This window comes from Acinetobacter sp. YH01003, assembly GCF_013420525.1.
GTDB lineage: Bacteria > Pseudomonadota > Gammaproteobacteria > Pseudomonadales > Moraxellaceae > Acinetobacter > Acinetobacter towneri.
Genome location: NZ_VOXY01000008.1, coordinates 65,879 through 92,798 on the forward strand (window position 1 = coordinate 65,879; position 26,920 = coordinate 92,798).

General features: G+C 42.1%; 24 protein-coding genes and 1 tRNA gene. 15 read left to right on the top strand and 10 right to left on the bottom strand.

Annotated elements, in window-relative coordinates:
- Positions 1-16: 16 nt before the first annotated feature.
- The 3 genes from FTT70_RS08635 to FTT70_RS08645 form a co-directional block, all read right to left on the bottom strand.
- Positions 17-1,306, bottom strand: coding sequence for a type II toxin-antitoxin system HipA family toxin (locus tag FTT70_RS08635; RefSeq protein ID WP_180168526.1), 1,290 nt, complete (start codon positions 1,304-1,306; stop codon positions 17-19).
- Complete coding sequence (locus FTT70_RS08640) at positions 1,303-1,620, bottom strand: helix-turn-helix domain-containing protein (protein ID WP_180168527.1); 318 nt, start codon at positions 1,618-1,620, stop codon at positions 1,303-1,305. Before FTT70_RS08640 ends, FTT70_RS08635 begins: the two co-directional genes overlap by 4 nt.
- Before the next feature lie 349 nt (positions 1,621-1,969).
- Positions 1,970-2,045 (bottom strand) — tRNA-Gly (locus FTT70_RS08645).
- Between the two features lie 233 nt (positions 2,046-2,278).
- Here FTT70_RS08645 and FTT70_RS08650 point away from each other — a divergent pair.
- The 5 genes from FTT70_RS08650 (at position 2,279) to FTT70_RS08670 (ending at position 5,263) form a co-directional block, all read left to right on the top strand.
- Positions 2,279-2,590 (top strand): BolA family transcriptional regulator, encoded by a 312-nt coding sequence (locus FTT70_RS08650; protein WP_178319033.1) that lies wholly within the window; start codon positions 2,279-2,281, stop codon positions 2,588-2,590.
- Between the two features lie 13 nt (positions 2,591-2,603).
- Complete coding sequence (locus FTT70_RS08655; protein ID WP_131261283.1) at positions 2,604-2,996, top strand: SirB2 family protein; 393 nt, start codon at positions 2,604-2,606, stop codon at positions 2,994-2,996.
- A gap of 189 nt (positions 2,997-3,185) precedes the next feature.
- Complete coding sequence (locus FTT70_RS08660) at positions 3,186-4,022, top strand: ParA family protein (protein WP_070155018.1); 837 nt, start codon at positions 3,186-3,188, stop codon at positions 4,020-4,022.
- Positions 4,023-4,035: 13 nt separating this feature from the next.
- Positions 4,036-4,431, top strand: coding sequence for a hypothetical protein (locus FTT70_RS08665; protein WP_004970241.1), 396 nt, complete (start codon positions 4,036-4,038; stop codon positions 4,429-4,431).
- 241 nt (positions 4,432-4,672) lie between these two features.
- The gene (locus FTT70_RS08670; protein ID WP_004970239.1) at positions 4,673-5,263 is read left to right on the top strand and encodes a LysE family translocator; all 591 of its coding nucleotides are present in this window, start codon (positions 4,673-4,675) and stop codon (positions 5,261-5,263) included.
- A 96-nt stretch (positions 5,264-5,359) separates the two neighbouring features.
- Here the strand turns inward: FTT70_RS08670 and FTT70_RS08675 are convergent, their stop codons facing one another.
- Complete coding sequence (locus FTT70_RS08675) at positions 5,360-5,995, bottom strand: DedA family protein (protein ID WP_180168528.1); 636 nt, start codon at positions 5,993-5,995, stop codon at positions 5,360-5,362.
- A gap of 231 nt (positions 5,996-6,226) precedes the next feature.
- Here FTT70_RS08675 and FTT70_RS08680 point away from each other — a divergent pair, with 231 nt between their 5' ends.
- On the top strand, positions 6,227-6,649 hold the full coding sequence (locus FTT70_RS08680; RefSeq protein WP_004970234.1) for a DoxX family protein: 423 nt from the start codon (positions 6,227-6,229) through the stop codon (positions 6,647-6,649).
- A 224-nt stretch (positions 6,650-6,873) separates the two neighbouring features.
- Positions 6,874-8,442, top strand: coding sequence for a glutamine-hydrolyzing GMP synthase (guaA, locus tag FTT70_RS08685; protein WP_004970232.1), 1,569 nt, complete (start codon positions 6,874-6,876; stop codon positions 8,440-8,442).
- 216 nt (positions 8,443-8,658) lie between these two features.
- Here guaA and FTT70_RS08690 read toward each other — a convergent pair whose 3' ends face one another.
- Positions 8,659-9,951 carry a GGDEF domain-containing protein gene (locus tag FTT70_RS08690; RefSeq protein ID WP_004970230.1) on the bottom strand — a complete coding sequence of 431 codons (1,293 nt, stop codon included), beginning with the start codon at positions 9,949-9,951 and terminating at the stop codon, positions 8,659-8,661.
- A 246-nt stretch (positions 9,952-10,197) separates the two neighbouring features.
- Between FTT70_RS08690 and FTT70_RS08695 the strand changes: the two genes are divergently transcribed.
- The 3 genes from FTT70_RS08695 to FTT70_RS08705 all read left to right on the top strand — a co-directional run bounded on the left by FTT70_RS08695 (position 10,198) and on the right by FTT70_RS08705 (position 12,353).
- On the top strand, positions 10,198-11,145 hold the full coding sequence (locus FTT70_RS08695) for a pirin family protein (RefSeq protein WP_004970229.1): 948 nt from the start codon (positions 10,198-10,200) through the stop codon (positions 11,143-11,145).
- Positions 11,146-11,177: 32 nt separating this feature from the next.
- A complete protein-coding gene (locus FTT70_RS08700) occupies positions 11,178-11,576 on the top strand; it encodes an OsmC family protein (RefSeq protein WP_004970227.1) in 399 nt (132 codons plus the stop codon).
- Between the two features lie 123 nt (positions 11,577-11,699).
- Positions 11,700-12,353 (top strand): glutathione S-transferase family protein, encoded by a 654-nt coding sequence (locus FTT70_RS08705; protein WP_131261277.1) that lies wholly within the window; start codon positions 11,700-11,702, stop codon positions 12,351-12,353.
- Positions 12,354-12,448: 95 nt separating this feature from the next.
- Here FTT70_RS08705 and FTT70_RS08710 read toward each other — a convergent pair whose 3' ends face one another.
- Together FTT70_RS08710 and argS are read right to left on the bottom strand one after the other, a co-directional pair.
- Positions 12,449-13,057 carry an SPOR domain-containing protein gene (locus FTT70_RS08710; RefSeq protein WP_004970222.1) on the bottom strand — a complete coding sequence of 203 codons (609 nt, stop codon included), beginning with the start codon at positions 13,055-13,057 and terminating at the stop codon, positions 12,449-12,451.
- Between the two features lie 34 nt (positions 13,058-13,091).
- Positions 13,092-14,882: an arginine--tRNA ligase gene (gene argS / locus FTT70_RS08715; protein WP_131261276.1), complete on the bottom strand. Its 1,791-nt coding sequence runs from the start codon at positions 14,880-14,882 to the stop codon at positions 13,092-13,094.
- 195 nt (positions 14,883-15,077) lie between these two features.
- Here argS and FTT70_RS08720 point away from each other — a divergent pair, with 195 nt between their 5' ends.
- Together FTT70_RS08720 and FTT70_RS08725 are read left to right on the top strand one after the other, a co-directional pair.
- Positions 15,078-15,359 (top strand): DUF2798 domain-containing protein, encoded by a 282-nt coding sequence (locus FTT70_RS08720; RefSeq protein ID WP_004970219.1) that lies wholly within the window; start codon positions 15,078-15,080, stop codon positions 15,357-15,359.
- Between the two features lie 170 nt (positions 15,360-15,529).
- Positions 15,530-17,230 carry an NAD-dependent malic enzyme gene (locus FTT70_RS08725; protein WP_131261275.1) on the top strand — a complete coding sequence of 567 codons (1,701 nt, stop codon included), beginning with the start codon at positions 15,530-15,532 and terminating at the stop codon, positions 17,228-17,230.
- Between the two features lie 125 nt (positions 17,231-17,355).
- On the opposite strand, the gene FTT70_RS08730 is transcribed toward FTT70_RS08725, so the two are convergent.
- Both FTT70_RS08730 and FTT70_RS08735 read right to left on the bottom strand, forming a co-directional pair.
- Positions 17,356-18,123, bottom strand: coding sequence for a hypothetical protein (locus FTT70_RS08730; protein WP_131261274.1), 768 nt, complete (start codon positions 18,121-18,123; stop codon positions 17,356-17,358).
- Positions 18,124-18,640: 517 nt separating this feature from the next.
- Positions 18,641-22,132 (bottom strand): PAS domain-containing hybrid sensor histidine kinase/response regulator, encoded by a 3,492-nt coding sequence (locus tag FTT70_RS08735; protein ID WP_179994356.1) that lies wholly within the window; start codon positions 22,130-22,132, stop codon positions 18,641-18,643.
- 185 nt (positions 22,133-22,317) lie between these two features.
- Here FTT70_RS08735 and FTT70_RS08740 point away from each other — a divergent pair, with 185 nt between their 5' ends.
- From FTT70_RS08740 to FTT70_RS08750, 3 genes are all read left to right on the top strand, one after another.
- Positions 22,318-22,650, top strand: coding sequence for a DUF485 domain-containing protein (locus FTT70_RS08740; RefSeq protein WP_179994355.1), 333 nt, complete (start codon positions 22,318-22,320; stop codon positions 22,648-22,650).
- 1 nt (position 22,651) lies between these two features.
- The gene (locus FTT70_RS08745) at positions 22,652-24,361 is read left to right on the top strand and encodes a cation acetate symporter (protein WP_168418953.1); all 1,710 of its coding nucleotides are present in this window, start codon (positions 22,652-22,654) and stop codon (positions 24,359-24,361) included.
- A gap of 193 nt (positions 24,362-24,554) precedes the next feature.
- Positions 24,555-25,253: an ion channel gene (locus FTT70_RS08750; RefSeq protein WP_180168529.1), complete on the top strand. Its 699-nt coding sequence runs from the start codon at positions 24,555-24,557 to the stop codon at positions 25,251-25,253.
- A 90-nt stretch (positions 25,254-25,343) separates the two neighbouring features.
- On the opposite strand, the gene omp33-36 is transcribed toward FTT70_RS08750, so the two are convergent.
- Positions 25,344-26,267: a porin Omp33-36 gene (gene omp33-36 / locus FTT70_RS08755; RefSeq protein ID WP_257229384.1), complete on the bottom strand. Its 924-nt coding sequence runs from the start codon at positions 26,265-26,267 to the stop codon at positions 25,344-25,346.
- Between the last annotated feature and the right edge of the window lie 653 nt (positions 26,268-26,920).

The following is a 26,920-nucleotide window of genomic DNA, read 5'->3' on the forward strand; positions in this document are numbered from 1 at the left end:
TTGGTTTCAGATTACCCTAATCATCTGTAAGTATCTGAAAGTCCGGATGCAATTTTTTCCAATGTTCTCTTAATTTTTCTTTATGAACAGAAATCATAGGTAAGTCTAGTAATAGCACTGGCCATACCGACCGTGCTTTGTCCATGATCGCGTGAAGTTGTTTTTCAATAACACGCCATGGAACACCGACTTTTTCAGCCCATTGTTCAAAGTGTTTCATCTCAGCTAAATACCAATCTTTATTTTTGGCAAGATTTAAGGCGAAATGACGCTCATTTTCAATATATACACTTGTCATCAATATATCGTATGCAGGGGATAATCTTGGCGTTGTTTTATCGTGATAAATCATACTCCAGTTCTTTAAGTGTGCATCTCCATTGGCGAGTAAAATATTGACGAGTAAACGGCTGGCAAATTGCTGAATATCAAAAATTTTGTTATCTGAATAGTGATAAATGATCTTACCGATCTGCTCATAATTTGTGGTGCTGTATTTCTGGTGTGGATATGAACCAAAGATCTGAGCAAAATCTTCAATATGAATAAGCTCTGTAGTATTAGCAGTACTCTGCCTATCGAATCTCTTAATTGCAAAAGCATATTGCTCTTGGGGTAGATTTAATGGTGGAAGGTCTTGTAAGAGTGCCATATCTACCAAACGAATCTCTGGGATATCTATTCCGACCATTTTGGCAAGGATCATCATAGAGTATTCATTCAGCGGAACAAAAGCATGTCTGGTAGAAGGAGTTTTGACAATCCAATCACCGAGTAGGCTAGATTCCGTTGCCTGTGCTAATGTAAAACGCCCATCTTTGGCTTTCATGGAAAACTTCATTTGGACGCCAGCCAAGGAAAACTTATTATTTGTCCGAATCTCTTGTTTTAATATCTGATCTGGATTCGAGATCTGAAGCTTAAATTTTATTCCATCTGGGATTTCTTCTGGATCTACTGGGGTTGCAATCAGTGCCCCAGGTAAGTCATGACCTAAAGCTGCCAATAACTGAAATTCATTGTCTATATGTATTTTGAGGCTTTGTGCTATGAGTTCGCGTAATGCACCTTCTGGTAGCAGATTTGATAGCAAGGGGTGTAAGCGCTGATGTGTAACATAGGTCTTTTCTAAAATCTTATCCGCTTGAGGATATAAAGGGGAAGTAAGCAAGCTCAAGGTCGGACGTTGCTGATCCAAGTGAAAAGAATCTCTGAAAACCAGAATATTTTTTCCGCTCTGAAATCCTGCCAAGTATCCAACGACAACATGATGTAATGTTAATTTCAGGACTGCAACAGTATTCATGGTTCCTCTCCTCCGAGAAGACCTTTCCATGGGTTAGACATTAAGTCATCTTGATCTTCAATAGTGACTTTAATTTCATCATTCAATAATTGTCTAATCAAATGAACCTTATCATCTGGGATGAGCATCAGTTGAGCATTTAGTCCTGCCGCAATAATTTCTAAGGTATCTAATCGAGGATTGCCTTGACTTTCCAGTTTTTGGTACTGCTGTCTTGAAATGCCTGTACGTGATTGCATATCAACTTGCTTTAAGCCCAATTGGGTTCGTCTTTTTTTGACTTGCTGTAGTAAAGACTTATTTAGTGTAGACATATTTATTGCTTTTTGGTGGTGTAAGAAGCATATTAGTTGCTTTTTTATTAAGAAGCAATGACAGAAATTATTAACAGGCTCCGCGGCATCAATATTTAGGATCTAGGCAAGCTGATCTTGTTTAACATAAGCCACTTAGTAGTAGCTAATACTATCTTTTGTTTTGGAGTTTTTTTTATCTTGTATGATTGATACTCTGGAGCATCATCTACACGGTTTTTTGTTCACAGTTTTGAAAGAGCACTTTTGTAAACTTACTTTTTTTAGAATAAAGATCTCTTATGAAGAAAAATATTGAATAAAATCAACAAAAAAAGCCTCAATCTTTCGACTGAGGCTTTTGAAATTCTGGAGCGGGAAACGAGACTCGAACTCGCGACCCCAACCTTGGCAAGGTTGTGCTCTACCAACTGAGCTATTCCCGCATGCGGTGTATAATACATGATGCAAAAATAGGGTCAATCATTTTTTGCATATCGTTGTACTGACTGAATAAATAAACAACATTTTTAGAAAAAACAGCAGTCATCAGCCTAAATTTCATAACGAAAAGTGGTGCGAATCGTAAATCGAAGAATCCTCACGGCAAGATGCTGCGAATCACACAGAACACGTTATACTTCAGAGAGCTTTTAAAACCATTCGGGGAAATACAAGCATGAGCTTAGAACAACAGTTGCTACAACGCTTAGCCGTTTTCAATCCAAGCCATTTAGAGGTGGTGAACGAATCTGCAGGACATGGCGGTTATTTCCCGGGTAAAGAGTCGCATTTTAAAGTGGTGATGGTGAGTGAAGATTTTCAGGGGCTACGCGCTGTACAACGCCATCAAAAAATTTATGCTGCTGTAGGTGACTTACTTGCGCCAAATAAAATTCATGCACTGGCGATTCATGCCTTTGTTGCATCTGAATGGCAGGGACAAGACACCAGCAGCCCAGAATGCGCCCACGCACCAAAAACATCGTAATGGAATGAAATAAATGGAAAATTTAGGAATGCTGAATACCATTCACGTTGCTGCGGCGGCTTTATTATTATTGGTGCTGTTTGTGCGTGCCATGACTTTGTTTAAGGGCACACAAAATAACTCGCCTAATCCTAAAGCGTGGACAGTCTTTGTGGCATTGCAACATTCAGCACTGACGTTGATTGTAGTGACAGGTGTCATTGCTTTGTTTTTAAAAGACTTTCAAGTCGAAACATGGTTTTATGCCAAAATTATTTTATTTTTGGTGATGCTGTCATCTTTAATCAAAGCGTATAAAAAAGATGACAGTATTTTGTTGATTCAACGCCGTGTTGGTTGGGGCTTAGCTTTAGTCGCATTTTTTGCCATTTTAGGCTTAGTGATGTTAAAGCCAAGCTTTGGCTAAGTCAGCAGGTCTTATTGTAGATATTGCTCGTGGCCGCAAACTCACGGGCATTGAATGTATGTAAATATCGGCAAAAGATTGGCTGCATATTTGAGCACTGGCGAATTGTTAGACATAATTCGGCAAGAATATTTACAGCTCAGTTAAACTGAAGTGATGTCACAACAAAAATTGAAAAGAGGGGCGGCAATGCGCACACGTGTGGTGTTTAATCAGAAAGGTGGTGTTGGAAAATCCAGTATTACCGTCAATTTGGCTGCAATCAGTGCGCATCAGGGTTTAAAAACATTGGTGATTGACCTTGACCCGCAAGCCAACTCCAGCCAGTACTTATTGGGTGATGATGCCACTTATTCTGCCGACAAGCCTGCGCTCGAACCCAACATCGAAAATTACTTTGAAGAAGTGTTGGGTGCAAATCAATCCAAAGGTTTATTGGGCAATGCTTTGGGCTCAATTTTAAAAAACCGAAGCAAAGGTTTAGAAGCCTATGTGCATCAGTCGCCATTTAAAAATTTGGATGTGATTCCTGCAAGTCCGCAATTGGGCGGCTTGGCACATGCACTTGAATCGAAACATAAAATTTATAAGCTGCGCGATGCCTTGCAACAATTGTCCGATCAATATGACCGCGTGTTTATTGATACCCCGCCTGCATTTAACTTTTTTACCTTATCGGCATTAATTGCTGCAGATCGGGTGCTCATTCCATTTGACTGCGATGTCTTTTCTAAACGCGCTTTGCAAAGCCTGATTGAAAATGTGTTGGAAACTCAGGATGACCATAATGCAAACTTGCAAATTGAAGGCATTGTGGTGAATCAATATCAGGCACAGGCCAAGTTACCGCGTGAAGTGGTGCAGCAACTCAAAGATGAAGGTTTGCCTGTTTTGAATAGTATGTTACCGCCTTCGGTGTTGATGAAAGAATCACATCATAAAAATTTGCCATTAATTCATTTGGCAACAGATCATAAATTGACGCAGGCCTATCAATCATTGTTCAATGAAATTGAGCAAGCGTGATACAGAGGTAGACATGAAAACATTTGCAATTGGTCTTGTCGCGGCAAGTAGTTTATTGCTAGGGGCTTGTGCGACCACAGTGAAACCTAGCTATGTGTCGCCTACACATTATCAGGCTTTGAATTGCCAACAATTACAAAGCGAATATAACCGTATTCAGCAATATATTGAAAGCGGTGTTGAAGCACCGAAACGTACAGGTGTTGGTGTGGGTATCGGTTTAGGCGGTGGTTGGGGCAGCCGTGGCGGTTGGGGCGTTGCACCGAGTGTTTCTGTCAATATGGGACAGTCATCCAATACCAAAAGAACAGAATTGGCACGTCTTTTAGGTGAGCAAGAAGCCATTGTGCAAGCAGCAAAATTTAAAGCTTGCCCGATTATTGTTAAGCCCAAACCTGTAACATCTTAAATTTTAGGATTTGCGAATATTTTGTCTATGGTGCTGCCATTTGTGCAGCACCATTGCTTAAAAAATGTAGCAAGATAATTCAAGGTTGATCTCAATCTAATATTTTAAAAACAAAAACTTAATTTTATTTTCTGTTCTATTTACACCCTTGGGTCAGTCCTGCCAGATAGAAAAACTTGTCATTTTCAATGGCTTTCATATAAGGTGTGCTCCTATTTTTGATTTGCATGCTCTGGTGTTTATGATTGAAAGTTGGCTCTTTGTCCTAGCAATGATTGCGGTCTTGATGATTCCTGGCCCGACCAATGCGCTATTGGCAAGCTCAGCCCACCAACAAGGCATTGCCAAAACCAGTCTGCTGATTCCCGCAGAGTTTTTTGGTTATATGTATGCCATTAGTCTGTGGGCGTTATTCATTCATTTGAGTGCGCCAATTTGGCCTTATTTGATTGATATTCTGCATGTTTTAAGTGCGGGCTATGTATTTTGGATGGCTTTTCATTTATGGAAGCAGTCACATTTAGAGCAACATTGTCAAAAACACTCTGCCATTCGCCCTGCACAATTATTTTTTTCGACTTTTAAAAACCCAAAAGCCTTGTTATTTGCTGCAGGTATTTTTCCTACAGAAACGTGGGATAACCCGACCAACTTTGCTATGGTCTATGTCTTATTTGGTCTGATTTTATTGCCAACAGCGTTATTTTGGATGTCTTTTGGGCGAGCAGTTTTGGCGCGAGAAACCAATAAAGTGACGGCAGATCTGTTATATAAAGGCTCGGCTTTGCTGTTGGTGGTGTGTATGCTGCCTGTGGTGGCACGTTTTTTCTAAAGATTTAGAGACTTTTGGTGAGTTGAGCAATCATCTCACCTGTTTTGAATGTATGAGGGCAGCGCTGTAACAGGCATGCCCAAAGAATTACACAACTTAAGCAGGTTTTTTCTTGAGTTTTTGGCGAATAAAACCAATCACTCCAGGCAAGACACTTAAAATAATAATGCCGAAAATTAAAAGGGTGAAATTGTCTTTCACTATTGGCATATTGCCAAACAAATAACCGAGTGTAATAAACGACGCGATCCAGCAAAAAGCGCCAATCACGTTATAGGTCAGGAAGTATTTATAATTCATGCTGCCTGCACCCGCCACGAAGGGCGCAAAGGTACGCGCAAAAGGCACAAAACGCGCAAAAATAATGGTTTTTCCGCCGTGTCGCTCAAAAAACTTCTGGGTTTCGATCAAATGTTTTTTATTGATAAAACGTGATTCCAGTTCAAAAACCCGTGGACCAATATATTTACCAATGTGGTAATTCAGGGTGTCACCGAGTACCGCAGCAGTAAACAATAAAATACCCAAAATCCACGGATCCATCACTCCTGTCGATGCAGCCAATGCGCCTGCCGCGAACAGTAAACTATCGCCAGGTAAAAACGGCATGACCACCAAGCCCGTTTCTACAAAAATAATCAGGAATAAAATAGCGTAAATCCATACCCCATATTGGGTGATGAATTCGAGCAAATGTTCATCGACGTGTAATATAAAATCAATCAGTTCCATGGGAAAAAACAAGCGAAAGTGTGCTCAAATCCTAGCAGTCCACAGGCGGAAAGTCAGTATGAAAAGGTAAATAATTTTCACAGTGATTTTAGGGATGCTAGACCAGCCACATCGGTTCTTTTTCGTTGCATAGATGCAACAACATGTCTTTTAAATGCGTATTTATCCTGAATTTTGAAAAAACTAAGATGTATTTGTCTTCAAGAATGAATCAAAAATATAGGTGATCTGATGTTTAATCCAAATGTTGTGTTAAAAAGTGTGGTCGAAAAAGCAAGTGTGCAAGCCATTGTAAGTTTATTTGCACGTGCTTTTTTAGCGTATTTATTTATTGTATCTGGTTGGGGAAAAATTGCAGGCTATGATGCAACAGTGGGCTATATGCAAGCTATGGGTGTTTCAGGTTCATTGCTACCTTTGGTGATTTTGCTAGAACTTGGTGGTGGTTTGGCAATTCTATTCGGTTTACAAGCACGTGTCGTGGGTTTGGGTTTAGGTGTTTTTAGTCTTTTAACTGCATTTTTATTCCATGCTGCACCAGAAGATGCGCTGAATTTTATGAAAAATATTGGTTTGGCTGGCGGTTTCTTCTACATCATGCTTTACGGTGCAGGCAAAATAAGTCTAGACCATCTTTTGGAAGCAAAAAAGTAAGTCATTGATTTCCACATCAGCTCAACAATTTAAGCAATCTTCAAGACGGTTGCTTTTTTTATGCCATAGAAAATGCATAGTCTTTTAAAACTTAGAGTATGTGGTCACTGCAATATCACGAAGAAAAATAGCCATTTTTAGGATTGTCTGAATAGTGTGCGCAAGGCGTGGAAAAATGCTAGAATAGCGCGCTTAATTCGTTTGCCTTTCTATAGTTGTTTGTCATGACTACCAATACTCAAATTACTGAAGATCGTATCCTGATTCTGGATTTCGGTTCGCAATATAGCCAGCTGATCGCACGTCGTGTTCGTGAAGCGGGCGTATATTCTGAAATGTATGCCTACGATATGTCGGAAGAAGACATTCGTGCATTTAATCCAAACGGTATTATCTTATCGGGTGGACCTGAAAGTGTTCACCAAGCGGGTAGTCCACGCGCACCTGAAATTGTATTTAACTTAGGCGTACCTGTACTGGGTATCTGCTATGGTTTACAAACCATGTCAGAACAACTGGGCGGTAAAGTTGAAGCGGGTTCAGTACATGAATTCGGTTATGCCGAAGTCGATATTTTGGTACGTGACAAACTGATTGGTAACTTGCAAGACCGTGAAAACCAATTGCACGTTTGGATGAGCCATGGCGATAAAGTGGCACGCATTCCAGAAGGCTTCCAAATTACGGCTAGCACACCAAGCTGCCCTGTGGCGATGATTTCTGATGAAACACGCCGTTTCTATGGTATTCAATTCCACCCAGAAGTAACGCACACGGCTAAAGGTGCAGAATTACTGTCTAACTTCGTACATCAAATTTGTGGATGTCGTGGTTTGTGGACACCAGAACACATTATCGACTTGCGTGTAGAACAATTACGTCAGCAAATTGGCAATGAGAAAGTATTACTTGGCTTGTCTGGTGGTGTCGATTCATCTGTGGTTGCTGCGTTATTGCACCGTGCCATTGGCGATCAATTAACGTGTGTATTTGTAGACAATGGTTTGTTGCGCTTGAACGAAGGCGATCAAGTGATGCAAATGTTTGCAGAAAACATGGGGATTCGCGTGATTCGTGCCGACGCTGAACAGCGTTTCTTGGGTGCATTGGCTGGCGAAGTTGATCCAGAGAAAAAACGTAAAATCATTGGTCGTGAATTTATTGAAGTTTTTGCCGAAGAAGCACGTAAGCTGGATGGCGTGAAATTCTTGGCACAAGGTACGATTTACCCAGACGTGATTGAATCTGCAGCCAGCAAACAAGGCAAAGCGCATGTGATTAAATCACACCACAACGTGGGTGGTTTACCAGAAGATTTAGCTTTTGAATTGGTTGAACCATTACGTGACTTGTTTAAAGATGAAGTTCGTAAACTTGGCACCACTTTAGGCTTGCCACACAGCATGATTTACCGCCATCCATTCCCAGGTCCAGGTTTGGGCGTGCGTATTTTGGGTGAAGTGAAAAAAGAATATGCAGACATTTTACGTCTAGCTGATGATATTTTCATGCAGGAATTACGTGCAAGTGGCTGGTATGACAAAACAGCTCAAGCATTTGCAGTATTCCAACCTGTAAAATCAGTTGGTGTCGTAGGTGATGGCCGTCGTTATGCATGGGTAATCGCACTACGTGCCGTAGAAACAGTGGACTTTATGACTGCACGTTTCGCACACTTGCCGTATGATTTGGTTGACCGTATTTCAACGCGCATCATGAATGAAATTGCAGAGGTTTCACGTGTGGTTTATGACGTATCATCTAAACCACCTGCAACCATTGAATGGGAGTAATTCAGGGATTTCACGAAGCACTGCTTCGTGCCTGAATTACGCCAAGCGCTATGCGCGCGGCAGCTAGGGGTTTCAAGCAGCACTGCTGCTTGCCAGTTTTACGACATGAGCCCATTTTAAAGCACGGCTTTTAAAATGGGTGCAAGATGCTTGCGGCAGCTAGCTTTCCTCTTGCACATAAAAAAAGAGCACTCCATGTGCTCTTTTTTATGCCTGCTAAACAATCCAAGATTTAATTTCTTTTTTTACCGTAGATTTAGGGGGCTCAGGCATCCCCACATCAAAACTGATGACACAATTTCGTCCACGTTGTTTGGCTTGGTATAAGGCCAAATCGGCTTCTTTAATTAGGGTCTGTAAGTCGGTTTGTTGTGGTTTTAAACTGGATACTCCAATGGAGACAGTGAAATTAAAACATTTTTTATCAATGCACATTTCATGCTGAGCAATTTTTTGTCTTAAGCGTTCTGAAATCATCAGTGCTTCATCTAAGCTGGTTTCACTAAGCAGAGCGATAAACTCTTCACCGCCAAAGCGTGCCAAAATATCCTTGCGGCGCATTTCTTTACGAGCAATGTCTGCAATATTTTGTAAGACCCGATCTCCAATATCGTGCCCATAGGTATCGTTAATTTGTTTAAAAAAGTCGACATCAAACATTAGTAAGCAGACCGATTCAGATTTAGGCCATGCATGAATTTTGTGTTCTGCCATGTGTACAAACTGACGTCGGTTATTGAGTTGGGTCAGTTCATCGGTGTGTGCCAAGGCTTGCAAGGTATGAAAATTCCAGTCATCCAGCAAACTGCGTAAAAAGTGATGGCGGGCATTTAGGGTGTTGATCCAACTGATATACAAACTCAACAAACATACAGGGATATACACCACCATAAAAACTAAGGCATCCTGCAAATTGGTGAGGGAAATCACCCCCAAAAACATGAGTACGCTCATGACCAATGAATTGTAGACCGCAGGGCGGAAACGCACTTGAATACATAGGTTCGCCATGAGCACAAAAATGACCGAGGCATACACATAAGTGGAAATCCAAGGGCTTTGTGATTGCGACAGGATATAGAACCAAATACCGCAGCACAGTGTGGCGCTGACCGGTAAAATTAAATCTAGCAGGCGAATATCTTTGATCAATTTAAAGCAGAAATAATTGCCAATCAGCGCCAATACAACAGCACTGAGACGGAGTGTGGCCGAGAGTGTAGTGACATCTGGAATGATGAAATAATCGATAAAGAAATACAGCAGGAACGTCATTTGCCCAATGTAATTGACTTGGCGTAAATAACGACGCTGATGTAAATTCTGGTGTTGATAAAAATGTGTTTCAAATTGCGGCGGGAGTTGCGCAGCAGGGTGCTGCAATGCTTTTTCAATTGCTTGTCGGTTTTCAAGATCACACTCAGTTGTTTTTAAAAGTTTTTCTGAGGCTTCCTGATTGCTTAAAATCTTCGAACGGGTCTGTTCCCCCATTCGAGCTTTTACAGACATAGCGATATTTACTCAAATTGACAACTTATAGTGAGGATTATGCGCAAAATGCAGAAAAAATAACCTCCCTAAATTTGGGTATTTTCTCTATTTTTTTTAAATTTTGGTCAAAATTATGCCATATATTTTAAGGTGTAGTTCAAGTTTGAACCATAAAAATCAGAACAACAAATTTCATCTTGCTCTTCGTTAGTGATTTACTATATTTAATAGTCAAGGAATTTACAGAAATATAAGAGGTATAGGATGAGCAACAGCAATTATACCGAGCTTTCCAATTCAGACGATTGTGATAAGTACGTCAAGCAATTTATACAGGAATTTCCACTGCGTAGTGCTGAAATTGGGCAGGGAACTTTAATTAAACGTGCTTTACCGAGTCGGCATAAACGCATGATTGGGGCATGGTGTTTTCTAGATCACGCAGGTCCTGTTAATTTTCCACAAGGTGAAGGCTTAGATGTCGGGCCGCATCCACATATTGGTTTGCAAACATTCACCTGGATGATTGAAGGCAGCATTATGCATACCGACAGTTTGGGTACTAAGCAATTGATTCGTCCCAAACAGGTTAATTTAATGACCGCGGGTTATGGTATTTCACATACCGAAGTTGCTCCCGACACCGAAACACACATGCATACAGCGCAACTGTGGATTGCTTTACCTGATGATCAGCGCAATATGGCGCCACGTTTTGATCATTACCCTGACTTGCCTGTGGTTTTGCTAGATGGAGTGGAATTTACCATCTTAGTTGGTGAATTTTTAAATACCACTTCACCAGTATTAGTACATAGTGAGTTGCTAGGGGTAGATATTTATAGTGAAACCAGCACGACAACCCGTTTGCCGCTGAATCCTAAATTTGAATATGGTTTGATGATGCTGGAAGGCACAGCCACTGTGCATGGGCATGAATTAAACGATGAAAATATGCTGGTGCTTGAACCGGGCTTAACCGAAATTCAGCTAGATTTACATGCGGGTGCGCGTCTGTTGCTATTGGGCGGTTTACCTTTTGAGTCGCCAATTTTGTTGTGGTGGAATCTCGTCGGTCGTACCCAAGAGGAACTCAGCATTGCACGTGAGCAATGGGTCAATCATGATCCTCGTTTTGGCACAATACCAGACTACGATGGACCACGTTTAGAAGCGCCGACTTTCCCCGCAAAAATGCGTGCATCAAAATAAATGATGGAATATCAATCTATAGGGAGCATCTTATGGCCAAGATTGGCACAGCACAGGTACGCAGTTTAGACACGGCATGGCAAGGTCAGATCCAAAGTGGTCAGCACCAATGGAAGGTAGATGAGCCTGAAAAGTTAGGTGGTCAAGATGCAGGTCCTGCACCTTATGATCTGTTATGTAGCAGTTTGGTCGCTTGCACCATGATTACCTTGCGTATGTATGCACAGCATAAGGGTTTGGATTTTGGCAAAATTCAGGTCGAGGCGGACTTCTTTACCAATCAGGAAGGGCAGGAGTGGATTGAACGCCGTGTACAAACTGAAGCAGCGTTAGATGCAGAATTACAGCAAAAAGTACTGAATATCTGTCAAAAAACACCTGTGACGAAAACCTTGTTACGCAGTGTGGAAATTCGTACTGAATTGGGTTAAACCTAGAGTTGAATCCGTCTCTTATAAAAAGGCATGCAGGACATGCCTTTTTATAATGTTGCGTGAAACAGAAGATATAACAATCACTTAAAACAGATGTAATAAAAACAAAATAGGACGTTTATGATTACTTTACACCACCTTGATCAATCCCGCTCTTTCCGCATTTTGTGGGCGCTCGAAGAGCTGGGTTTGGACTATGAAATCAAGTTTTACCACCGTCAGCCCAATTTAAGTGCGCCCAATGAATTGAAGCTGATTCACCCATTGGGTAAAGCACCAATTTTGACGGATGCAGAGCAGACCATTGCAGAATCTGCAGTCATTTTGGAGTACTTGCAGCAGCATTATGATACGCAAAGGCAGTTTAAACCGCAGCAGGCTTCAGCACAGCAAGCATATCAATACTGGATGCATTATGCCGAAGGCTCGCTAATGCCATTGTTAGTGATGCAATTGGTGATAACCAATGTGCCGCAGCATGTGCCATGGTTAGTTCGACCAATGGCGCAAAAAATTACTGCAGGTGTTAAAGCAGGGTTTATTCAGCCTCGTTTAAAAGATCATATTGCTTATTTAGAAGATTATTTGGGCAAACATGATTATTTTGCAGGGGATTTTTCTTTTGCCGATATTCAAATGGGTTTCCCGCTCCAAGCATTGCAAAGCCGTACCGGGCATCATTATCCACAGATTGCGGCTTATTTGGCACGCGTGGAACAGCGTCCTGCATTTCAGCGTGCACGCGAACGTGAGCAGCAGTTAATGCAAATCTAGCGATGATTTTTGTGAGTACATCGTTCTATAGACCTAAAAAAAGATGCCGAGGCATCTTTTTTTAATTGATTTTGGTCGATTGATAACAATGAGGCTTAGCGTTTCACGACAATTGAATCAATTCCACTATGCTGCAAAGTTTGCTGAGCAATCACTGCAGCATCGGCTGAATCATAAGGGCCTGAAATCACCCGATACCAAGTTTCACCACCTTCTACACTTTTCACTACATCTGCCGATAAACCATTCAAAATAATTTCGGCACGACGTGCATCTGCAGCATCTGGGTCGGTATAGCTACGCACTTGTAGAATATAGCTGGCTTGTACCACAGGGGCAGGCATTTCTGTCAGACCAACATTGGCTTCGCTGGCCGCTGGCGCCTCTACAGCAGCAGGCGCTTCAACAATGACTACGGTATTCTGTTGCTGTGTTTCAGGCACCGCTTGCTCAGGAATTGGGGTAACCTGTTGCTGTGGCAGCAAATCATAAAAACGATAGTCTTTGTTGGTATCTTCCTGATAATGCTCAGAATTGATTTGCCCTTTAGGCTGTACAGGTGCCCACGGTTTCCATAGCATTAAGGCTACAGCAAAACACAACACGATTAAAATCACCACGAGTGTGCCTAACCACGTTGGAATTAGTGGTTTTTTGGGCTTATTCGGTCGTTCAGATACACCGCGTTGCGTTTTTCCAAACACGTGGACTTCCTCTTGTTATGCTTTTATTTGGCTTTTACATTGTTTCTGGTGCAGAGACACCTAATAATTCTAAACCATTACGCAAGACTTGTTGTACGTTTACTGAAAGCAATAAGCGTGCTTGAGTCAAGGCTGCATCATCATTCAGAACTTTATGCTCATTGTACCAACCGTGGAACAATGCTGCTAATTCTTTCAAATAGTTACCTACCTGATGCGGTTCGTGGCTGTTGGCAGCACGTACTAAAATTTCAGGATACGCAGCCAGTTTGGCTAAAATTTCAGTTTCAGCATCTAGCTCAAGTTTAGCGGCAAACTGACGTGCAGTTGTCGCATTAAAATTCAATTGCGTAGCAGCAGCTTTTTCGAGCATACGACAAATACGTGCATGAGCATATTGAATATAGTAGACCGCATTGTCTTTACTTTGTGAAACGGCCAAATCTAGGTCAAAGTCAATGTGCTGTTCAGATTTGCGCATGACGTAATAGAAACGTGCAGCATCGTTGCCGACTTCTTTACGCAAATCACGCAAGGTCACGTACTGACCTGAACGGGATGACATTTGTACCATTTCACCACCACGCCATAAGCTCACGAACTGCACTAACAGTACCGTTAATTTTTTCGAGTCGTAGCCTAGTGCATCAATGGCCGCTTTCACACGTGAAATATAACCGTGGTGATCTGAACCCCAAATATCAATTAGGTCTGTGTAGCCACGTTGTAATTTATTCAGGTGATAAGCAATGTCTGAAGCAAAGTAAGTGGTTTGACCATTGCGGCGTTTCACCACACGGTCTTTTTCATCGCCAAATGCGGTCGATTTAAACCAGATATTGCCGTCTTGTTCGTATAGATAACCACGTTGATCTAGTGTTTGCAGAGCTTCATCAATTTTTTCAGTCAATGACGCTTCGCTAAACCATTGGTTAAAGGTGACACCAAACTCGCCCAAGTCATCTTTAATGTCGGCCAAAATAGCATTCAGCGCAGCCTGATGGAACACGCGATAATCATCACCCAAGAGCGTTTGTGAATTGAAAATCAAACCATCAATGTGTTTTTCTTTGTCGCCCGACAAGACCACTTTGTTGCCATCGGCATCGAGTTCTGCCGCATATTGCACATCTTCAGGCACATTGTTATATACATCTGCAACAGGGCGTACATGGCGTTCACCATCCTGTTTTAAAATGCTTTGTGCGATGTCTTTAACGTAGTCACCCTGATACGCATTTTTGGGGAACACCAGCGTTTGACCTGCCAGTTCCAAATAACGCAAGTAAGTTGAAGTCGCCAAAATATCCATTTGACGGCCAGCATCATTGACATAGTATTCACGCTCAACTTTAGCACCTGTGGCTTCAAGTAAATTGGCAACTGTCATACCATAAGCAGCACCACGACCATGACCCACGTGTAGGCTTGAGGTTGGGTTAGCAGAAACGAACTCGACCTGAATGCGTTTTTCTGCATTGATTTGGCTGCATCCAAATTGTTGTTTTTGTGCTTGAATTTGATCTAAAACACTAAAACGCTGGTCGGCATTTAAAAAGAAGTTAATAAAACCAGGGCCTGCAATCTCTGCTTTGCTGATGTCTGCAACTTCAGGCAGAGCAGCAAGAATTTTTTCGGCTAAATCGCGTGGCTTCATGCCTGCGGCTTTAGAGGCAATCATGGCAATATTTGATGCGAAATCACCGTGGCTGCGGTCTTTGGTACGGGTTAAATTACTCGTATTGTTCCAGTCAGATGGGAGTACACCTTCAGCTTGAAGGGATTGCACTGCATGATCGAGCGCTGCTTGTATTGCCGTATTCATATTTAGTCGAAAAATAGATGTGCAGAAAAACGCTAAATATAGCAAATTTCAGGGGCTTTAGGGGAGTGCAATTGTATGCTTTATCGAATTTCAGAGATTGTAGCTAAGCATGAACAAATTGCCTGAAAAATCATCCTTTAAGCAAGCAATTCATGGCATAGTATGCGGCATTCAGTGAGGCGAAAAGGCTGGAGCATGAAACAACGTGCAATGATTTTTGGCAATGTACCCAAATTACCCATGAAATGGGCCACGGTGGTAATGCCTTTCTTTTTATCATGTTTGATGAGTGGCATCATTTCGTTGATTAATATGATCCGAAATTTGGGCTGGATTGAGGGATTTTTTACCCTGTGGTTGCATAACTGGATGATTTCTTGGGCGTTTGCTTTTCCAGTCGTATTATGTGTGCTGCCTTTGGTGCGTAAGTTCACTGGCTTAATTGTAGATATGACGCCACTGCAACCACCCAAATAAATTAGGTTCGATGCCTATATAACATGGGCTATCAGAAATAAAAATCATTCAGATTTGGTTATCAAACTTCTAAATGCCCTATTTGCTGCAATTCGGGCTAAGCTAGTCAGATGTCAGATGGTGCATCTCAATCCATGCGCCATCAGCAACCGATTAGAATGAGATGAACAATGACAACCGCAAATTTGCAGCAGAAACGTCCTTTATATATTCCCTATGCGGGCAACGGCCTTTTAGAATTGCCTTTATTAAATAAAGGTTCTGCATTTTCAGAAGAAGAACGCACCCGTTTTAACTTGCATGGCTTAATTCCACATGCAATTGAAAATATTGAAGAACAAAGCCAGCGTTCGTATCAGCAATATTCTGCTTTTAGCGATGCCATCAACAAGCATATTTATTTGCGCAACATTCAGGACACCAATGAAACCCTGTTTTATCACCTGATTGAACAGCATTTGAGTGAAATGATGCCTATTATTTACACCCCAACTGTAGGCGAGGCATGTCAGCGTTTTTCCGATATTTACCGCCGTCATCGGGGTATTTTTATTTCCTATCCAGACCGTGCCCATATTGATGATATTGTACAAAACATCAATAAAAAGAATGTCAAAGTGATTGTGATTACCGATGGTGAGCGTATTTTAGGCTTGGGTGATCAGGGCATTGGCGGCATGGGCATTCCAATTGGGAAACTGTCTTTATATACAGCGTGTGGTGGTATTAGCCCGGCCTATACCTTGCCCATTACCTTAGATGTCGGTACCAATAACCCACAATTACTGAATGATCCGATCTATATGGGCTGGAATCAGCCACGTATTAGTGGTGAGGAATACTATCAATTTGTCGATCAGGTGATTGATGCGGTGAAACGCCGTTGGCCTAAGGCATTGATTCAGTTTGAAGATTTTGCTCAGAAAAATGCCATGCCCTTGCTGAATAAATATCGTGATCAGATTTGCTGTTTTAATGATGATATTCAGGGCACTGCGGCAGTATCTGTGGGCAGTTTAATTGCTGCATCACGTGCGGCAGGCAAGCAGCTGAAAGATCAAACCATTGCCTTTTTAGGTGCAGGTTCTGCAGGATGTGGTATTGCCGAGCAAATTGTGGCGCAAATGGTGGTGGAAGGCTTGAGCGATGCTGAAGCACGTGCTCGTGTGTATATGGTGGATCGTTTTGGCTTATTCACCAGCAATCAGCCAAACTTGCTCGACTTCCAACGTAAATTGGCACAAAGTCCTGACCGTGTGGCACATTGGGGCAATCCTGAAGGTGTGATTTCGCTGTTGGACGTCATTCAAAATGCCAAGCCAACGGTATTGATTGGGGTTTCGGGGCAACCGGGTTTATTTACTGAAGAGGTGATTAAAACCTTGGCTGCCAATTGCGAGCGTCCAATTGTGTTGCCATTGTCAAACCCAACCTCACAAGTTGAAGCCTTTCCTGCCGATATTTTGGAGTGGACTGAAGGCAAGGCCTTAATTGCAACAGGTAGCCCGTTTGAGCCAGTGAACTATCAGGGCAAACTTTATAATATTTCCCAATGCAATAACTCGTATATTTTCCCAGGTATTGGCTTAGGGGTAATCGCTGCAGGGGCAACACGTGTGACAGACAGTATGTTAATTGCATCCAGTAATGCGCTGGCGGACTGCTCACCATTGTTGCAGGATCCAAACGCAGATTTATTGCCTGATTTAAATGAAATTCAGCAGGTGTCTAAATTTATTGCATTTAGAGTCGCAAAAGCAGCAATGGATGCAGGGGTTGCACCGGTCATGAGTGATGAGGCATTACGCGAGGCAATTGAGGCTAATTTCTGGAAGCCTGAATATCGTGATTATAAACGTGTGACGTTTTAAGCAAAATTCATTCGTGTATTGTTAATGAAATAAGCCACAAGGCGTGCTATTGCACGCCTTGTTTTTATTTGGAATAGGATGGGGTTTGCGATGTGATTACTTGGAATTTAAGTCTTCAACTCACACTAAGCAATATAGTTCTGTTTTGGATTTAAATCGGCACAATTCAAAGGATTTAAGGCACATTGCAATTCATCAATTTGCTGCTCACTGACATAGCCTTGTCCAATCAGGTATTTTGCAACGTGGTCATCTCTCAGGCTTATAAACGCAGCATCGTACACGCCTAAATCGACAAATAAGGCTGCCGTTTCAAGACTGTTAAAACGGTCTAAATACACGTCATTGCCATACAGTAGAAAAATATGTTCAGTGGGTGCATGCGCATCGACTTTTAAGCGTTCTGCCAGCTCAAAAGGTGAGGTTTTAATGAACAGCAAATCGGACAATTCATCAAATTGAGCTGTATCGAGTTGTGCCTCATCTATTTTGACTTTGCCTAACCATGCTTTAAAGACCAGTACCGCACCACCACGTAATAACATACTCCAAATATGCTGGCGGGTGCTTTGATCTAAGCCTTGCGCTTCTTGTTCCAAAACATCCAGTAATTGCTCCTCCTGTGCTGAAAGTTTGTTGAACAGACCTAAACCTTGTGGTTGATACGCCGCAGGGCGAAACACATCAAAATTGAGTTCTTCAAAAACCTGCAAGGCTAAGGGCACAGCACTTTGGTAAATGGTTTCCAAAGCTTGAAGATGAGTGGAACTGAGTTTGCTATTGGGGAACAGTTGATTCCATTGAATTTCGGGTAAGAGCGCATTGACGCCGTATTGACGATGCAGCTGCTGAGATTGTTCGGCAAGCTGCTGTTCATATTCAGCTAAATTCATGACATCACTTCCTAAAATGAGAAGAAGGGTTGATCAATCGCAGTATTTATACAGGCTACACCAGCCAATTGATCATTTCTTGTACTCAGTTATGCGCGCATGAAGCGTTTTAAGCATATACGACTAAAGTCTAATGTTTTGGCGATAAGGGCAAAAAATAACGACAAACTCAGGGCTTAGAAAAATTGTAAAATTTATTGAGCATATTCACTTACCATCTTGTCAGACTTTGCCATAGCCAGTGAGGTGATGGTATTTAATGTGAAGGGCAGGCACTCAAAACGCGACATTTTTGAAAACTTTGGTCAATGGGTGTTGCATCAGGTCAATCGCTGTCAATATTGACAGCAAATGTGTTGGATTTTCATTGTGGCCATATTTCGCTATGTAAAGTGAAGCTTGGTCATCAGACTAACAAATGTAACCAAACCAGAAAATGTAACAAGGTCGGTGCGTTCATCTCAGCTTTATCTCTGTGGGATGAGCGCCCCAAATTAGCCAAAGTTAGGTATGTGAATCAAGTCTCCGAAATTTTCAGACCCGATAACCAAGAACGTAGCGATGCTGGTTTTAATGGTTTTTTCAGCAAGACGATGTTGAGTTCTTTTAAGCGTTGCGGTAGTTCTGGATCAGAGTCAGCAGTAATTAACGCCACAGGTACATCGGCTTGACGATGTTCCAGAATAAAATCTAAACCGATTTTATCGTCATTTAAGTGCTGATCGACCAACCAAACTTGAATGTGCTCACGTTGAATCAACTCAATTGCTTGTTCAGGTTCGGTGGCTTTAAATACGTGATAGCCCCATTTACTCAGCAGGGTCGCCATGCCTTCCAAAATGGTTTCATCATTGTCTAAACACAAAATTTTATAGGCTTTGGTTTTCAACGGCACCACTTGCACAGGTGCAGCCACTACTTTTGGAGCTTCGACAATCGGCACTTCAATCATAAAGCACGAGCCTTTGCCCAATTCCGAATAGACATGCACAGGGTAGTTCAGCAAACTGGTCATACGCTGCACAATCGCTAACCCAAGACCTAGACCTTGCTCACCCCAAGGCGACGTATGTCCGCAACGCTCAAATTCCTGAAACAGTTTAATACGTTGTTCTTCGGCAATACCCGGACCTGTATCCCACACCCCAATTCTAATATGTTGTGGATGTTCTGCAGAACGTAACACGCCCACGACCACACGCCCTTTGGCGGTATAGCGCAGCGCATTGCTGACAAAGTTTTGAATAATACGACGAATCCATTGTGGGTCGGTATCAATCCAGAACTGTACGTCATGCACACGGAATTCAATGCCACGTTGTGCCGCAATGGATTTAAATTGCAGGCTTAAATCGCTGAGTAAGTCATGCAGTGGATAAGCCTGACGTTTCGGCTGAATCGTACCGCCTTCCAAACGGGCAATATCCAACAAGGCCGAGAGCATACTTTCTGCACCATGCAGGGCACGATCCAGTTGTTGCAGGGTTTTACGGTCTTCATCGGACTGAATACTTTGCTCTAAAGCCGTACTGAATAAGCGCGCTGCATGCATTGGCTGTAATAAGTCATGACTGGCAGCGGCAATAAAGCGGCTTTTGGACATATTGGCTTTGTCGGCTTGTTCACGTGCCAATTGCTGTTCTGCCAAAGCATCGGCCAATTGTTGTGTGCGATCTTGTACCCGTGCTTCAAGTACGGCTTCGTTTTCACGGAAAGCGGTAATATCGGCAAAGGTGGTCACGAAACCACCGCCTTCAATTGGATTACCACGCATTTGAATTACACGACCATCTTTACGGATGCGTTCAAACTCGTGTGCACTGCCCATTTTCATCCAGTGAATACGTTTACGCACGTGTTCTTCAATTGAGCCCGGACCACATTCACCACGTTCTGCGTTATAGCGAATCAAATCGGCAATTGGGCACCCGACATAGACAATATCTTTAGGATAATCAAATAGTTTGAGATATTGATTATTCCATGCTACCAAACACATATTTTCATCTACCACACTCACGCCTTGGGTCATGTGGTCAATCATGGTCATGATTAGGTTTTGGTTAAAGCGTTGCCATTGTGAGGCTTGGTCAAGAATATTCGCAACTTGCCCTAAAGCGAGTCCGTTATTGACCATGGCAGTGGTGAGCAAAGTACGCGCAGATGCTGCACCAATGGTGCCTGCCAAATATTGTTCGGTAAAACGCCACCACATGCCGTTGGCATTGGCATTTTCATTCAGCACCACATTATTTTGCTGACTAAACTGCTCAAAGGCTTGTCGGGTTGGAGATTCGCCTGTAATGCGTTTTGCCAGTGTGATTAAATCGCCTACTTTTAAACGCGCTACATCTTGATGTGAATAGCTGACCTCGTTGCTCATGTTCTGAGTTGGCAAAGGCTTGGTTTCATAATAAAAGAAACTTTCGGCCTGAATCTGTTCTGCCACACTTGGGCGGAAAATACGTGACACCCAAACATATAACAAAATATTTAAACCGAGCGCCCAAACCACCCCATGTGTGAGCGGGGCAAAAGATTCAAAGCCAAGCAAGGCTTCAGGGCGTAACCAGTTGATGCCTAAAGGTCCCAGCAATAAAAATTCACGGGTAAACTCGCTGAACTGACTTGGCAGGCTGCGTAAAATAGTCGGAAGTAGCAGGGTATAGGCCCACATCGCAAATCCAACAATTAAGCCTGCATAAACGCCCTGTTTACTGCCACCACGCCAATATAACCCCCCAATCAGGGCAGGGGAGAACTGTGCCACTGCACTAAAGGCCAACAAGCCAAACACAGAAAGTTGATCAATATCGTTAAAGAAGTTGAAGAACAGGAAGCCGAGCAGCATCACCGCTAAAATACAAATGCGTCGGGTGAATTTCAGTACCAAAGGCAAGCGCTTGTCATGGCGTGAGAAAATGCCCATGCGCCACAAGGCAGGCATGATCAGGTCATTACTCAGCATGATCGACAGTGCTACTGAAGATACCAATAGCATGCCTGTTGAGGCGGAGAATCCTCCCAAGAACGCCAACAGCGTCAACCAGTCTTGGTTATAACTGAGTGGCAAAGACAAAACCGCTACATCTGGGATGGCTAAATATTGCGGAGCTGCGTGCAAGGCCCAACTGGCAATGGGAACAATGGCGATTGTGGTTAAAATCAGATAAACGGCAAACCAGCGGCGCGCACCACGAATATGCTTTTCATCGCGCAGTTCGACCACAGCAACGTGGAACTGACGTGGCAAACAAATAATTGCTAAGGCCGCCAATAAAGTTTGCACCCAAAAAGTTTCAGGCACACCAAACAGTTGTACTTCATGGAAGGTAATTGAAACATCATTGGCAATTTGATGAATATTGTCAGGTGCTTCAAATACAAAGAAGAAAGCCACCGCCAGCAAGGCAAATAGTTTGACAAAGGACTCAAAGGCAACCGCGAGCATTAAGCCGCCGTGTTGCTCGGTATTGGCAATTTGTCGAGTACCAAACAGCATCGCCAAAATAGCCAATAAACCTGTCAGGAATAACACTGCATTGGTGGTACTTTCAACATTGGTGCTTTGATCTAAAACCACTGCGGCACTGAGCGCAATTGCGCGTAATTGCAGAGCCAAATAGGGGATAATTGCAATCACCGCCAAAATTGTGACCAGTGATGCCAATGGCCCGCTTTTACCATAACGTGCAGCTACAAAGTCAGCAATCGATGAAATGGCGTGGTGTTGTCGCACTCGACCTAAACGTCGCCAAATATCATAACCAACAGCGACAAACAGCAAAGGCCCTAAATAAATCGGTAAAAAGATGATCCCTTCACGAACGGCTGCGCCCGTTGCACCATAAAAAGTCCATGATGAACAGTACACCCCTAAAGTTAAGCTGAACATGAGCATGCGCCCACGTGTGCTTAAACGACTGGCGTGTTTTTCTCCATAGAAAGCACAGATAAAAAGTAATGCGATATAGAGGGCTAAAACCCCCATAATGAGCCAGCTGTTCATGATGCCTTAAAAGTATCGACAATAGGGCTATGATAGCCTATTCCATTGCCTTTGCGCTGAGGTTGATCATTTTTTTAGCGACCAAAGTCTAAATTGCAAATCGGCTCTAACATTGTTAATTTTAAGTTCGAAATAATTCGAATTAAAAATTTGCGCCTAAGGCAGGGCGCTTGAAGGAGCAGGTTATGGATGAGGTACAAGTAGAACGTATTCTACAAAACCCAAAATTCAAAGAAATGGTTCGCAGAAAAAGTAACCTAAGCTGGACATTAACAGCAATCATGTTGTTTGTGTACGTAGGTTTTATGCTTTTAGTGGGCTATAACAAAGAATTCTTATTGAGTTCAATTTCAGGTGGTGTGACGACTTGGGGTATTCCACTGGGTCTGGGCATTATCGTTTTATCTTTCATTTTGTGTGCTGTTTATTCATCAATTGCGAATGGCAAACTTGACCAGTTGAATGAAGAAGCGATGCGTGAAGTTGAAGCAATTACACATGAGAAAGGACCGCACTAAGATGAAATGGAATTCATTGAAAGCACTGGCTGCGTCTACTGTATTAATGTCAGGTATGGCATTTGCAGGACCAGATTTAGGTGCAGCAGAACAGCAGCCAACCAACTGGCCAGCAATTATTATGTTCTTGATTTTCGTTGGCGCAACTTTGTTCATTACTAAATGGGCAGCGAAGCAAACCACGAGTACTAAGGACTTCTATACCGCAGGCGGTGGTATTTCTGGTTTCCAAAATGGTCTAGCGATTGCAGGTGACTATATGTCAGCAGCATCGTTCCTCGGTATTTCCGCAATGGTGTTTATGTCAGGCTTTGATGGCTTGCTATATTCACTAGGCTTCATGGTGGGCTGGCCAATTGTATTGTTCTTGATTGCTGAGCGTTTACGTAACTTAGGTAAATATAACCTTTCTGACGTGGTATCGTTCCGTCTAGCTGAAAAGCCAGTACGTACCCTTGCAGCATTCAGTTCACTTGTTGTAGTTGCGTTCTATCTGATTGCACAGATGGTAGGTGCGGGCCAGTTAATCAAACTACTCTTTGGTTTGAACTACAACCTTGCTGTAGTAATCGTGGGTCTACTCATGATGGCTTACGTAATGTTCGGTGGTATGTTGGCAACAACTTGGGTACAGATCATCAAAGCGGTGATGTTACTTTCAGGTGCAACTTTCATGGCCTTCATGGTAATGAAAGGTGTGGGCTTCAGCTTCACTAACATGTTCGAGCAATCAATCCAAGTATTCTCTAAAGTACATGACTTGAGCTTGGCAGATGCTGCAAACATTATGGGTCCTGGTAAGTTAGCCTCTAACCCAATTGATGCAATCTCGCTTGGTCTTGCATTAATGTTCGGTACTGCAGGTTTACCACATATCTTGATGCGTTTCTTCACTGTAAAAGATGCAAAAGAAGCGCGTAAATCAGTTGTAGTTGCTACAGGTTTCATTGGTTACTTCTACCTATTAACGTTCATCATTGGTTTTGGTGCGATCCTTTATGTATCAAACAACCCACAATTCCTTGATGTTGCGAAAATGGCAGTTACTGGCAAGTTAGAACTTGTTGGTGGTAACAACATGGCTGCGGTGCACTTGTCTGACGCAGTTGGCGGTGACTTGTTCATGGGCTTCATTTCAGCGGTAGCATTCGCAACAATTCTTGCGGTTGTAGCTGGTTTGACATTGTCTGGTGCTTCAGCAATCTCTCACGACTTGTATGCTAACGTATTCAAGAAAGGTCAAACGACTCCTGAATCTGAACTTCGCATGTCTAAAATTGCAACTTTAGGCTTAGCAATCTTCGCAATGATCTTGGGTATTCTTTTCGAGAAACAAAACGTTGCGTTCATGGTAGGTTTAGCATTCTCTGTAGCAGCATGTGCAAACTTCCCAGTACTTGTATTGTCTATGTTCTGGAGAGGCTTAACGACTCGCGGTGCAGTGATTGGTGGTGTAGCAGGCTTAGCTTCAGCAGTAACCTTGATTGTATTGTCTAAAGCAGTTTGGGTAGATACGCTTCAAATTTCTGACACACCAATCAACCCATTTAACGGTCCTGCGATCTTTGCAATGCCACTTTCATTCTTCTGCTGCTGGTTGTTCTCTATCACTGACAACTCTGCGCAAGCACAAGCTGAACGTAAAGCATTCGATGCACAGTTCGTACGCTCACAAACTGGTATTGGTATCTCTGGTGCATCTGACCACTAAGGTCTGAAACACCTCAAAAAAGTCCCAGTCATGGGACTTTTTTTATGCCTGTATGTTGGCTTGAGCAAGCATGCTGGTGAGCATTTATGGATACGGTTATTGTGATATGCAATTTTGATACAGAGTGATTGCATTGCATGCGTAAATAAGCTGCTATGTTGGATGCAATATAAAAAGAATAGGCAGCAGATATATGTACATATTAGACAATGTCTGGAAAAAGTTTCGGGTTTTGCCTTCGGCATGGCTGTTGTTTTTGCAGTTTGTGATTTTGCTGCTCTCACTCTTTGCGCATCACCATATGCCCTATAAAGTCATTACGTGGATGGTGGGTGTATTGGTGTTGTTGCTCATTGCTAAAGTGATTCGACAAACGCCAATGTTGAGTATTTTGGGGCTCAGTTTTGTTTATGCGGCTTTGTTCTTTTCATTCTTTATTTTACTAGGTGTGCGGCATCCTCTTATTTTGGTGATGAGTCATGCTTGTGAAGCTGCAGCCTATTTTAGTGCAGCCTATGGCTTATTGCGTTATATGTTCCATGATCGTTATTTAACTAAAGATGAGCTGTTTGCTGCTGCAGCGGTGTTTACCTTAATCGCTTGGGGTTTTGCCTTTTTATATAGCATCTGTCAAATTTTGATTCCGCAAAGTTTTCAGAACCCAAATGCTGCAGGTTTGCAAAGCTGGCTTGATTTACTGTTTTTAAGTTTTAGTTTGCAGTCCGCGACAGGCTTATCCGACCTTATACCGATCAGTCCCGAAGCACGGGTGATTGCCATGTTGCAAATGTTCTGTGGAGTAATGTATTTGGCATTGATCGTGTCACGTTTAATCGCATTGCAGTACATTCGCCACCTACCGCATCATCACCATGATGATTCATCTGAGTAAAACGGCAGTTCAAATTTTTCATGACATATTTCAGGCATAAAAAAGACGCTCAGATGAGCGTCTTTTTTAACTTCAGTGTCTAATGTGAAATTAGAAACGGAATTTAGCGTTTACACCAACAGTTTGAGTGTCAACAGCTTCGCCTACAGCATTCGCATTTACATAGCTAGCACCTACAGCAACTGCAGGAGTGATGAAGTAGTTTACGTTCGCGCCCCAAGCAGAGTCGATAGCAACGTCAGCACTAGTTTCTGCATAAGAAGCACCAACGCTAAGAGCAGGTGTTAAGTAAAGATCAGTTTTTAAGTTATAAGCTGTGCTTTCACCATAAACTAAACCAGCTTCAAAACCAACAGCCATGTTTGTACCATCAATTGCACCTACGTACTTAGTACGTGCAGTGATTGCATCTTGATCTTCATTGATTGTTAAAGCTTCACCAACTGCTTTAACTGCACCATTTGCAATAATACCAAATGAATCAACAGCCATAGTGTCTGCAATGCTTGTATAACCTACTGCAACTAAGAAGTTAGGCGCTACTAGTGCACCAAGTTCTAAAGCGTAACGATCGCCATTGTCATCAGCAGTCGCAGCATTTTTGCCATCGTTGTGTGTGTGGCTGTAAGCAACGCTTGCATATGCTGGAACCAATTGTGTTGGTACATACGCTTCAGCTTTAGCACCATAAACGTGAGATTCTACATCAGAACGACCTTCATCACGCGGAGCATCGTATTGAGCATATTGGTAAGCTAAAGCAACGTTAGATGCTTGGTTTAAGAATGCAGCTTCAGCCAATGGACCTTTAGTCGCATCAACATTTTTGAAGTAGTAAGTACCTTGAACAGCACCAGTGAAGTTTTGGTTGTTTTCAGTAGTGTCTAGAAATTCTGATTGACCTTGAACTTCGAATTGGTACGCTTGAGCACCGGTCATGGCTAATAATAATGCAGTGGCTAAACCGAGTTTTTTCATGATAGTTACCAGTTTTGTTAAAAATGGATGAAACATTGATCATTTTAGTGTAACAAATTATTAAGTCAATGAACTAAAAGGACTTTATTTAAGAATTAAGTCCAATTGACTTTGGTGTTTAAAAAATATTCAAATAAAATTTTTGCTGTCAACCTAAAAACTGTATGGATAACAAGTCGATATGTTCGTTTTTGCAACAAAAGTAGAAATAATAAGCAAAGCATTAATTGGATTAATCGATAAATTTAATTGAAATTATCTGTAATAATAATTCTTGGAGAGTGAAGAATAACGGAAAAATTCACCTGTTTTAGGGTGAAATCATGATATTTGGGTAAAAAACAAGCAATAAAGAAGGCTTGTTTAGACTGAATTTGAGTGGAATATTTGAATTAATGTGAGTTTAGTCACATTAAATTTTAATATTTGTATAAAAATAAATCAGACTGGTTGACTAGGCTTTACATAAACTGTGATTTATTTCATAATTCCACCATGAAGTCCTACTACTTAAGTCGGGTTTGTAAATTATGTGACTTATCTCATAATTTAACCATCAAATCCTAAGCTTGGTTCATCCAGTAGTGCGATCTGATTCTCCATAATTATTTGCTTTTTATCTGCCCAACTTTCCCCAAGGTTGGGTTTTTTTTTGCATGTGAAAACGCAAATGGTTTTGCGAAAATTGC

What these genes read in the sequence shown, in the direction of transcription:
- FTT70_RS08700 (WP_004970227.1), top strand. Translation starts at nt 11,178, where the DNA reads ATGGCCAAGATTGGCACAGCACAGGTACGCAGTTTAGACACGGCATGG.
- omp33-36 (WP_257229384.1), bottom strand. Translation starts at nt 26,267, where the DNA reads ATGTTTCATCCATTTTTAACAAAACTGGTAACTATCATGAAAAAACTC.
- argS (WP_131261276.1), bottom strand. Translation starts at nt 14,882, where the DNA reads ATGAATACGGCAATACAAGCAGCGCTCGATCATGCAGTGCAATCCCTT.
- FTT70_RS08740 (WP_179994355.1), top strand. Translation starts at nt 22,318, where the DNA reads ATGGATGAGGTACAAGTAGAACGTATTCTACAAAACCCAAAATTCAAA.
- FTT70_RS08735 (WP_179994356.1), bottom strand. Translation starts at nt 22,132, where the DNA reads ATGAACAGCTGGCTCATTATGGGGGTTTTAGCCCTCTATATCGCATTA.
- FTT70_RS08745 (WP_168418953.1), top strand. Translation starts at nt 22,652, where the DNA reads ATGAAATGGAATTCATTGAAAGCACTGGCTGCGTCTACTGTATTAATG.
- FTT70_RS08650 (WP_178319033.1), top strand. Translation starts at nt 2,279, where the DNA reads ATGAGCTTAGAACAACAGTTGCTACAACGCTTAGCCGTTTTCAATCCA.
- FTT70_RS08680 (WP_004970234.1), top strand. Translation starts at nt 6,227, where the DNA reads ATGTTTAATCCAAATGTTGTGTTAAAAAGTGTGGTCGAAAAAGCAAGT.
- FTT70_RS08635 (WP_180168526.1), bottom strand. Translation starts at nt 1,306, where the DNA reads ATGAATACTGTTGCAGTCCTGAAATTAACATTACATCATGTTGTCGTT.
- FTT70_RS08675 (WP_180168528.1), bottom strand. Translation starts at nt 5,995, where the DNA reads ATGGAACTGATTGATTTTATATTACACGTCGATGAACATTTGCTCGAA.
- FTT70_RS08660 (WP_070155018.1), top strand. Translation starts at nt 3,186, where the DNA reads ATGCGCACACGTGTGGTGTTTAATCAGAAAGGTGGTGTTGGAAAATCC.
- FTT70_RS08640 (WP_180168527.1), bottom strand. Translation starts at nt 1,620, where the DNA reads ATGTCTACACTAAATAAGTCTTTACTACAGCAAGTCAAAAAAAGACGA.
- FTT70_RS08690 (WP_004970230.1), bottom strand. Translation starts at nt 9,951, where the DNA reads ATGTCTGTAAAAGCTCGAATGGGGGAACAGACCCGTTCGAAGATTTTA.
- FTT70_RS08750 (WP_180168529.1), top strand. Translation starts at nt 24,555, where the DNA reads ATGTACATATTAGACAATGTCTGGAAAAAGTTTCGGGTTTTGCCTTCG.
- FTT70_RS08665 (WP_004970241.1), top strand. Translation starts at nt 4,036, where the DNA reads ATGAAAACATTTGCAATTGGTCTTGTCGCGGCAAGTAGTTTATTGCTA.
- guaA (WP_004970232.1), top strand. Translation starts at nt 6,874, where the DNA reads ATGACTACCAATACTCAAATTACTGAAGATCGTATCCTGATTCTGGAT.
- FTT70_RS08670 (WP_004970239.1), top strand. Translation starts at nt 4,673, where the DNA reads ATGATTGAAAGTTGGCTCTTTGTCCTAGCAATGATTGCGGTCTTGATG.
- FTT70_RS08705 (WP_131261277.1), top strand. Translation starts at nt 11,700, where the DNA reads ATGATTACTTTACACCACCTTGATCAATCCCGCTCTTTCCGCATTTTG.
- FTT70_RS08725 (WP_131261275.1), top strand. Translation starts at nt 15,530, where the DNA reads ATGACAACCGCAAATTTGCAGCAGAAACGTCCTTTATATATTCCCTAT.
- FTT70_RS08730 (WP_131261274.1), bottom strand. Translation starts at nt 18,123, where the DNA reads ATGAATTTAGCTGAATATGAACAGCAGCTTGCCGAACAATCTCAGCAG.
- FTT70_RS08720 (WP_004970219.1), top strand. Translation starts at nt 15,078, where the DNA reads ATGAAACAACGTGCAATGATTTTTGGCAATGTACCCAAATTACCCATG.
- FTT70_RS08695 (WP_004970229.1), top strand. Translation starts at nt 10,198, where the DNA reads ATGAGCAACAGCAATTATACCGAGCTTTCCAATTCAGACGATTGTGAT.
- FTT70_RS08655 (WP_131261283.1), top strand. Translation starts at nt 2,604, where the DNA reads ATGGAAAATTTAGGAATGCTGAATACCATTCACGTTGCTGCGGCGGCT.